Source organism: Desulfobacter latus, assembly GCF_013389365.1.
Lineage (GTDB): Bacteria > Desulfobacterota > Desulfobacteria > Desulfobacterales > Desulfobacteraceae > Desulfobacter > Desulfobacter latus.
In genome coordinates this window covers 1-8,279 of sequence record NZ_JACADJ010000106.1, presented here as the reverse complement: position 1 = coordinate 8,279, position 8,279 = coordinate 1, and the positions used below count along the sequence as shown (strand labels likewise).

6 protein-coding genes and 1 tRNA gene are annotated in these 8,279 nt (G+C 49.1%); 3 read left to right on the top strand and 4 right to left on the bottom strand.

Annotated elements, in window-relative coordinates; translation table 11 throughout:
* Positions 1-240 precede the first annotated feature (240 nt).
* Both HXW94_RS17590 and HXW94_RS17585 read left to right on the top strand, forming a co-directional pair.
* On the top strand, positions 241-1,164 hold the full coding sequence (locus tag HXW94_RS17590; RefSeq protein ID WP_178368203.1) for a DUF362 domain-containing protein: 924 nt from the start codon (positions 241-243) through the stop codon (positions 1,162-1,164).
* On the top strand, positions 1,165-2,769 hold the full coding sequence (locus tag HXW94_RS17585; RefSeq protein WP_178368202.1) for a 4Fe-4S binding protein: 1,605 nt from the start codon (positions 1,165-1,167) through the stop codon (positions 2,767-2,769).
* A gap of 1 nt (position 2,770) precedes the next feature.
* Here the strand turns inward: HXW94_RS17585 and HXW94_RS17580 are convergent, their stop codons facing one another.
* The 3 genes from HXW94_RS17580 to HXW94_RS17570 form a co-directional block, all read right to left on the bottom strand.
* The gene (locus tag HXW94_RS17580; protein ID WP_178368201.1) at positions 2,771-4,930 is read right to left on the bottom strand and encodes a DNA translocase FtsK; all 2,160 of its coding nucleotides are present in this window, start codon (positions 4,928-4,930) and stop codon (positions 2,771-2,773) included.
* A 213-nt stretch (positions 4,931-5,143) separates the two neighbouring features.
* Complete coding sequence (locus HXW94_RS17575; protein ID WP_246294182.1) at positions 5,144-6,502, bottom strand: N-acetylmuramoyl-L-alanine amidase; 1,359 nt, start codon at positions 6,500-6,502, stop codon at positions 5,144-5,146.
* A 205-nt stretch (positions 6,503-6,707) separates the two neighbouring features.
* Positions 6,708-7,085: a pyridoxamine 5'-phosphate oxidase family protein gene (locus HXW94_RS17570; protein WP_178368199.1), complete on the bottom strand. Its 378-nt coding sequence runs from the start codon at positions 7,083-7,085 to the stop codon at positions 6,708-6,710.
* Positions 7,086-7,405: 320 nt separating this feature from the next.
* Here HXW94_RS17570 and HXW94_RS17565 point away from each other — a divergent pair.
* Positions 7,406-7,492 (top strand) — tRNA-Leu (locus HXW94_RS17565).
* Between the two features lie 89 nt (positions 7,493-7,581).
* Here the strand turns inward: HXW94_RS17565 and HXW94_RS17560 are convergent.
* On the bottom strand, positions 7,582-8,160 hold the full coding sequence (locus tag HXW94_RS17560) for a site-specific integrase (RefSeq protein WP_246294180.1): 579 nt from the start codon (positions 8,158-8,160) through the stop codon (positions 7,582-7,584).
* Positions 8,161-8,279: the final 119 nt, after the last annotated feature.

Sequence of the window (8,279 nt, the reverse complement as noted above, 5' to 3'; positions counted from 1 at the left end):
GAGATAATCACAATTCATATTTGAGTATAATAAACACGGTATTTTGCTGTGACAAGATAGTTGCGATCAAAATTCTGATGATAAAAACTGTAAAGTACTTTTGAACTTATATGAAGGATGCCAAAAAATCATATATTTATCTTTATAGTCGATCATCAAATTTATAGATAACCCTATCAAATAGGTCAATATGCGGATAAATCGTTCCTGCAATAGACTTAAAAATAAGGAGAGATTGTCATGAACAGACGGGATTTTTTTAAAAAGGCCATCACCAGCGGGATTGCTGCAGGCGCCTTTCTCGCCTTTCCCAAGGTCAACCGATTCTGGAACACACCTTCCTACGCGTCTTCGCTCCCTTATGACCTGGTGGCGGTAAGGGGGGGTGAACCGAACACCATGTTTGATGCAGCCATCAATGCCCTGGGCGGGATAAGCACCTTTGTCCCCCGTGGCAGCCGGGTTCTGGTCAAGCCCAATATCGGCTGGGATGTGCCGCCTGAGCGGGCCGGCAACACCCACCCTGCCCTTGTGGGGGCTATTGTTGCCCAGTGTTTTGAGGCAGGCGCCTCCCAGGTAACCGTGTTCGATCATACCTGTGACAACTGGCGCAAGTGCTATGAAAACAGTGGTATTGGCGCAGCTGTCAAGAAATCCGGGGGAAAAATGATTTCCGGTGACAGCGAAGGATATTACAAAACAGTGACCGTCCCATCAGGCCTGCGCCTGAAAGAAACTAAAGTACACCAGGCCTTGCTGGAGGCCGATGTGTTCATCAATGTGCCGATCCTCAAGCACCACAGCTCCACCATGCTCACCATCGGCATGAAAAATCTCATGGGCGTGGTCTGGGACCGGTGGTACTGGCACCGCAACGACCTTCACCAGTGCATTGCCGACTTCGCCTCCTTTCGCAAACCGGATCTCACGGTGGTGGATGCCTACAACGTGATGAAGCGCAATGGTCCCAGAGGCGTCAGTGTCAATGACATGGTCTCCATGAAGGCCCAGGTGATATCCAGAGACCCTGTCGCCGCGGATGCGGCTGCAACAAAACTGTTCGGCATGGAACCGGGTGATATCCGCCATATTAAGATTGCCTCACAGATGAATCTTGGGCAGATGAACCTTAAACACCTTGCCATCAACCGGATCAAAATATAAATGAACCCGCTCGTCCTCAAGTCGTTACGCGTATGTCTTGCCCTTGCCTTTTTCGTGGGCACCGCCCTGCTCTTTCTTGATATCCGGGATACCGATGTTCGGCTGGTTGCCGACAAACTGCTTTTTTTACAGTTCGTGCCGTCACTGCTTAAATTTATGAATCATGCAGCCGTCGGTGCTGCGGGGTTCATGGTGGTGCTTGGAATCACGTTTATATTTGGCCGAATCTATTGTTCCGCCATCTGCCCCCTGGGGATATTCCAGGATATGATCTTTAGGGTGTTTTCAAAAAAAGGGGCATCTGCAGGCAAAAAGACCAAAAGTGCGGCATTCAGATACAGCCCGCCCCGCAATATTTTACGGTATAGCATGCTGTTGGCAACCCTTCTCTTTTTTGCGGCAGGCACTTCGCTTGTGCTTAATCTGCTGGACCCATTCAGCAGTTTCGGCAGGATGATGACCCATCTTTTCCAGCCCGTTGTCATCTTTTTAAACAACATCAGCGTTTCCCTGGCCGAAACCTTAGGGAGTCACGCGCTGTACCGGGTCAGGCTGCCGGCTGTTGCCCCCCTTTCTTTTGGCATTGCTCTGGCAACCTTCATGCTGATAGGCTGGATGAGTGTCCGGCACGGGCGTCTTTACTGCAACACCCTGTGTCCGGTGGGAACCCTGCTGGGCCTGGTCTCAAAATTTTCCATAGTCCGGGTGGGCATCCATGCCGGTGCCTGCCGGTCATGCGGCGCATGCCGGCGGGTCTGCAAAGCCGGATGCATTGATGTCAAAACAAAACAGGTGGATGTCAGCCGCTGCGTCGCCTGCTTTAACTGCCTTTCCGCCTGTCCGGACCAGGCCATGGTGTACCAGTCCCGTTTCAGGAAACATCTGCCGCGCCCCAGCCACAAAAGTGCCGCCCAAAACCGCCGAAACTTCATGCTCACCCTGGCGGCCGGCAGCCTTGGCATGGCTGCCGGCAGGATCAATGCCGCCCCCAATTCCCCGCCAATACAGCCCCGGCCCACCACCATTGCCGAGAACAAAACCTGCCCGCTTTCGCCGCCGGGCTCCGTGGGCATTGAAAGATACACATCCATCTGCACTGCCTGTCATCTTTGCGTGTCAGCCTGTCCCTCGGGACTGCTGACCCCTTCGATATCTGCCTTTGGCCTTTCCAACATGATGCAACCCCGGATGAATTTTAACAGAGGGCATTGTAATTTTGACTGCACCGTCTGTTCCAACATCTGTCCAAGCGGGGCCATCCTGCCCCTGACCATCGCGCAAAAGCAGCAAACCCAGGTGGGTGTAGCCAAATTCATCAAAGAAAACTGCGTGGTCTATACGGACAACACCAATTGCGGGGCCTGCTCCGAGCACTGCCCGACCAAGGCGGTGACCATGGTGCCCTATATCAATGCCGCCGGCCGCAATCTTGTCATTCCCAAGATGAATGAAGCCATCTGCGTGGGATGCGGCGGGTGTGAACACGCCTGCCCTACCCGGCCCTACAAAGCCATCTATGTGGATGGCAACCTGTTACACAAAACAGCTGAAAAACCGCAGGAAAAAAAATTGGAACAAGAAACGTCCCAGGACTTTCCCTTCTAAATCAGTCAATATTCCCGATCACCTGCCGGGGCCTGACACCGTCCGAAGGGGCGACAATGCCCTGTTTTTCCATAAGATCAATGATGCGCGCGGCCCGGTTGTAACCGATCCTTAAGGCGCGTTGCACACCGGATATGGATGCCTGGCGGGTGGACATGACAAAATCCAGGGCCTGCTGGTACTTTTCATCATATTCATCATCGTCAAACGTCATTGCCTGCTGGGGTTCTTCTTTTTCCGTGGTAACATCTGAAATGTATTCGGGTTTTCCCTGGGCTTTGACAAAATCTGTGATGGTACTCAATTCTCGCTCGGATAGATATGTACCGTGGACCCGCTTGAGCCGAGCCGTGCCCGGGGGGACAAAAAGCATATCGCCCCGGCCCAGCAGGGTTTCTGCACCATTGGCATCGATGATGGTCCTGGAGTCGGTCTTGGAGGAGACCTGAAATGAAATCCGGGTGGGAAAATTGGCCTTGATAATGCCGGTCAGCACATCCACGGAAGGCCGCTGGGTGGCCAGAATCATGTGGATACCTGCAGCCCTGGCCATCTGGGCAATACGGGTCAAAGAGAATTCAATATCTTTGCTGGCAGTCATCATCAAATCCGCCAGCTCGTCAATGATCACGACAATATAGGGAAAGGGGGTAAGGTCCTCGTCCATATCCGCCAGATCAGTGGTCCTAACTTTTTGGTTATACTGCTCTATGTTCCGCACCTGCAGCTGGGCCAGTTTTTCATAGCGCTGCTCCATTTCCCTGACCACCCACTGAAGAGCAATATTGGCCTTTTTCATATCTGTGATCACAGGCGTAATCAGATGCGGAATGTCATTAAACAATGACAGTTCAATGCGCTTGGGATCAATCATAATGAACTTGACCCGTTCAGGGGTTGATTTATACAAAATACTGCAGATCATGGCGTTGAGCGCCACGCTTTTGCCGGTTCCGGTAGCCCCGGCAATGAGCAGATGGGGCATTCTTTCAAGTCCCACCACCACAGGTTTTCCAATGATATCCTTGCCCAGGCAGATGGGCGTGGGGGATTCGATGTTATCAAAATCGGAAGCGCCCACGATATCCCTGAAAGGCACAACACACATGGCCGGATTCGGAATTTCAATGCCAATGACATCTTTGCCCGGAATGGGGGCCACGATACGAATACTCAAGGCACTTAAGGCCAGGGCCAGGTCATCGGCCAGATTAACGATCTTACTGATCTTTATCCCTGGGGCGGGTTTGTATTCAAACGTTGTGATGACAGGCCCCGGCAGCACCTCCATGACTTCGCCTTTGATGCCGAAGTACCCCAGTTTCTGTTCCAGCAATTCAGCATCCCGTCTGATGGCCTCATGGTCCACCACGGTTTCCTGACCGCCCTTTTGAAGAAAATCCAGGGAAGGCAGGCGGAACGTTCCATCACCATTGTCTTTACCATTTGCCCGGGATAAGGGCTTGTCTGCCGGCTTAGCTGGATCCGGCCGGACAAAATTTGTAACTTTCAGCCTTTTTTCCGGTGTCTCTACCGATTCCTCTAAAGGCGCTGCTTCCGGTTTATCTAAAGGCTCTGACTCGACCTTTTCGGCTTTTTTCAGGGTATCAAGCACCTGTGTTACCAAAGGACCCGGGGAGTCGGGTACCTGCGCGTTCTTTTCAACGGATTCCTCCCGCTCAGAATCTAATGGGGGGATATCACTTATTTCGGAAGCGGGTAAGTCGGGGGCACAAGATTCAAACTCAAGGGTCACGCCGGGACTATCATCCTCCGGGTTGGCCGGCGTTTTTTTTTCATCGGATTTTTCGGGTTTTTCGGGTTTTAATGGTGCGGACGCTGGAGAATCAGGTGGGTCAACAGGATTTCCGGGAATTATTTTGCACGCCTCATGGGCTTTAAGCAATTCATCATATCTGTTTTCAAGTCTGACATACTTATCTGCCAGGTTCAGATTGGTCAGTAGCAGCTTAACATATGGATTGGGCTTATTGTGTCGGTCAAAAGCATTCCCCGCTTTTTCCATTTCACCAGTCATCACCTTTGCAATACGTTCGGCATTACCCTGCCCGGTCTCCCCACTGATCTGAAATTTATATTCTCCGCATTCGGTTCTCAAACACAAAATATTTTTTTTTAAACTGTAATTCTTATTTTCCACGCTAAATAATACTTTCCTGGATTTCAAGGATTAAAACTCGCGGCCAACGAAGCAGTCGGCAAAATTTAGGTTTTCGGTCGGGCACTATCTTTCACCGCCGCACAGGTTATAACATAACGTATGCCGGGATTCCAGGCAGTTGAAATATTTTGCGTTTTCGCTTTAACACAAATATATACCGTAACCGAATTTGCATTTACAAATTCTCTGCCATCAACCGGCAATTGGCAGGTAAACCCCCGTCCCTTTAGGTAAATCGCTGAAATCCGGAATTTTGTTGCCCTGAACCGGACCCCGGCCCGGAATATAATAAATGGTTCCGGGATGTTTGAACTTTGCACCGGCTATCCCATAGGCTGTTTTATTTTTTGAAATGACAATCGGGCCTTTATACCCTAGCACCAGACGGGTACCTGACGGCAAGTCATCCCAATCCGCAATCCTATATCCGTTCAAAACGCGACCCGAAGGAAGAAAATAAATGGTTGAGGATGCATGGTAAGCCCCGCCTGCATGAGACCAGGCCGTCATCCGCGGGGAAATGGTTTTTATGATGCTTTTCGCCTGCTCACGAACGTGTTTCGTCTTCTGGTTGAGCAGTACTTTTGTGCCCTCCGGCAGACGCTCCCAGCCCAAACTTGAGGCGACCCTGTCGCCGGCCAGGGTTTTTCCGCCGGGCAGCATGTAGACCGTGCTGTGGGCATCATAATCTTCACCGGCAATAGCCCAGGCAGAATTCTGCTTTGAAATGATATCGGATTTCTGGGATTGGTATCCTTTTTTGCCGATGGAAACAACAGCACCGGGAGCAGGATAAAAAACCTGGGCCAGCGTGGGATCCGGTGTCAGGCGCCCTGCTCTGACATCAGGATCAAAAGACCAGGTAGGACCAAGACCCGCCCGGATTCTGTCAAAATTTTTCGCACATCGTTTACGCCCGCGGTGATCTTTGGAAAACCATCGATTGGGTTTGCCGTATGCAATCTGACTGTGGGTCAGAACGTCTTTATCTTCAAGGCCATAGACCCGTTTAAGAATAAACAGCAACATTCCCGCAGCTCTATACTGGCCGGCGGTCAAGGGGGCATAGTGATAACCGACAAATTCAATGCCCACCGAGATATCGCTGACATTAGACACCCCGTTCCACATGGAGCGGCCGGCATGGTCTGCTCTGTATTTTTTGTCCAGAATCCGGTAAACGCTCCCGTTTCTGGCAATAACATAATTGGCATGCCCGCCGGGTGTGGTACAACCGTTTTTAAACCGCTTTCCTTTGGAAATCACCCTTAACGAACTTTTCAGCCCCAACTCGGAAGTATGAACAATGATCAGCCGGGTCCTGGAACGCACCCTTTTTTTAAATCGCGGATTGATCTGGGAACGATAATCTATAATGCGGTTCTGGAAACGGACAAGGTCCGAACGGGAATAGCGTTGTGCCGCCCGGACCGGAGCCGCTGTCATCAGCACGACAACCAGTATCAGGGCAATAAGCGGTATCAGAGCAGAAACGATTGAAAAATAAAAATTGTTACAAGGTTCAATACTCATGAGCATAAATGATATCATCCCAGACCCGATATTGCAAAGGTCCTGCGCATAAGGTTTTTATATTTTGAAATACCAATTCTACATCTTTTTGCGCCTTGCATCTATATAAATTTTCATTCAGGCTGTAATCCAGTCAATTTTGCGTGTCGAGTTGGACACGTTAGCAACCTCAGTCGCTTATAAGCCCTCCTGAATCTTTGATTCAGGAGGGGAGCAGTCACAGCTATAATAATTTTTCGGCGCCTTTATAAACCTCTTCGACCTTTAATGCGGCGGCGCCATGGCCCGGGTGCTTTTCAGGGTTCCACTTCTTCATATCGTCAAACACAGGCCCCTGGGTATGGTACTCCAGGGTGCCTTTGACCTGATAGGATGTGTTATCCGAAGTGATGAATAGAATACAAGCCTTGGATCCGGCTTTGATATTTTCCATGGTTTTGGAAAAATAGTTATTGGCCACAACCAGGGTCTGCTCATCATATTTGCTCACACAAGTCGCATAAATGGCATTGGGTACCCCATCTTTATTCACGGTGGATAATATAATGGGACCTGTGTGACTGTCCCAGGCTTTGCTGGTTTCTTCAGGTAATACAGGCATATTTCATCTCCTTTGATTTAAATTACGTTTTGCCTAATCCGGCAAACTGTTCACATAAACCGAATTTATGGATGCATATACCGTGCCTGCAATCACCTCTCCCCAGTCGCTTTTTTTTAGAGGCCATGAATCGAAAGCACCCTTAAAAGTCGGCATCGGAAATGCATATTTAAATTAGCGCCCTTTGGGCGGACTGCTGGGTACTGGGTAATGGGTACTGGGTGCTGGGTGCTGGGTGCTGGAAACTCCTATACTATAAATTTATGAGGTAAATTTGGGATTGACAAGCAAGCATAATTGCATTAAGAAAAGGACTCTAAGCCGGAGTGGTGGAATTGGTAGACGCAGAGGACTCAAAATCCTCCGGGCGCAAGCCCTTGCGAGTTCAAGTCTCGCCTCCGGTACCAAGAATTCAAAAGGGTTTTGACGATTTTAGATAAAAAGTCAAAACCCTTTTTTTATGCCTTGGGTAACACTTTGGGTAACATTTTCCTTTTTAGGGTAACATGGTGGTTACCTCAGAACCTTTTTTCCCTGCCTGGTTCCCCAAGAAATTTCTTAACTGATCCACCCCTTGTTTTTTGTCGCTGTTATCCACGGTATTATATCTGTCGAACATTTCCCGGGTCTCATGACCGGTTATTTCCATAATGACAGACTCGGCCACTCCCGCCTTTCTCATATTCGTATTGAACGTATGCCTCAGATCATGAAAGGTTATGCCGTCTTTTGTGTTCCGGCCATATGGGACCTTTGCTTTTTCACACGCTTTTTTCAGTCCCGTTCTGATATCCTTTATTCGTTTTCCCCGGTAAAGAAAAACATGATCATCATGAAGTGCTTTGGGGAGCTGTTCCAGATATTCGCTTAATTCATCCAGTATGGGAATAGACCGTTTTTTCTTGGTCTTGGTATCGGTAACATCCAGATAAATAAAACCCGCCTTCAGATCCAGTTTTCCCCAGGTCAAAGAAAGAATTTCATCAAGTCTCATGCCTGTTAGATATCCCATTGCCCATACAGGTTTCAGATGCAAGGGAAGGTTTTCCATAACACCGCCATACTCTGGGCGCATTCCCATTTTCCCGGTTACCGTAGGCAGATTATTCGTAAATGTTAAAAATATTGTAATTGCTTAATAATACATATAAAAACAATTAGTTGTATCAAAAAATAGACCCTGTAATCCCATTT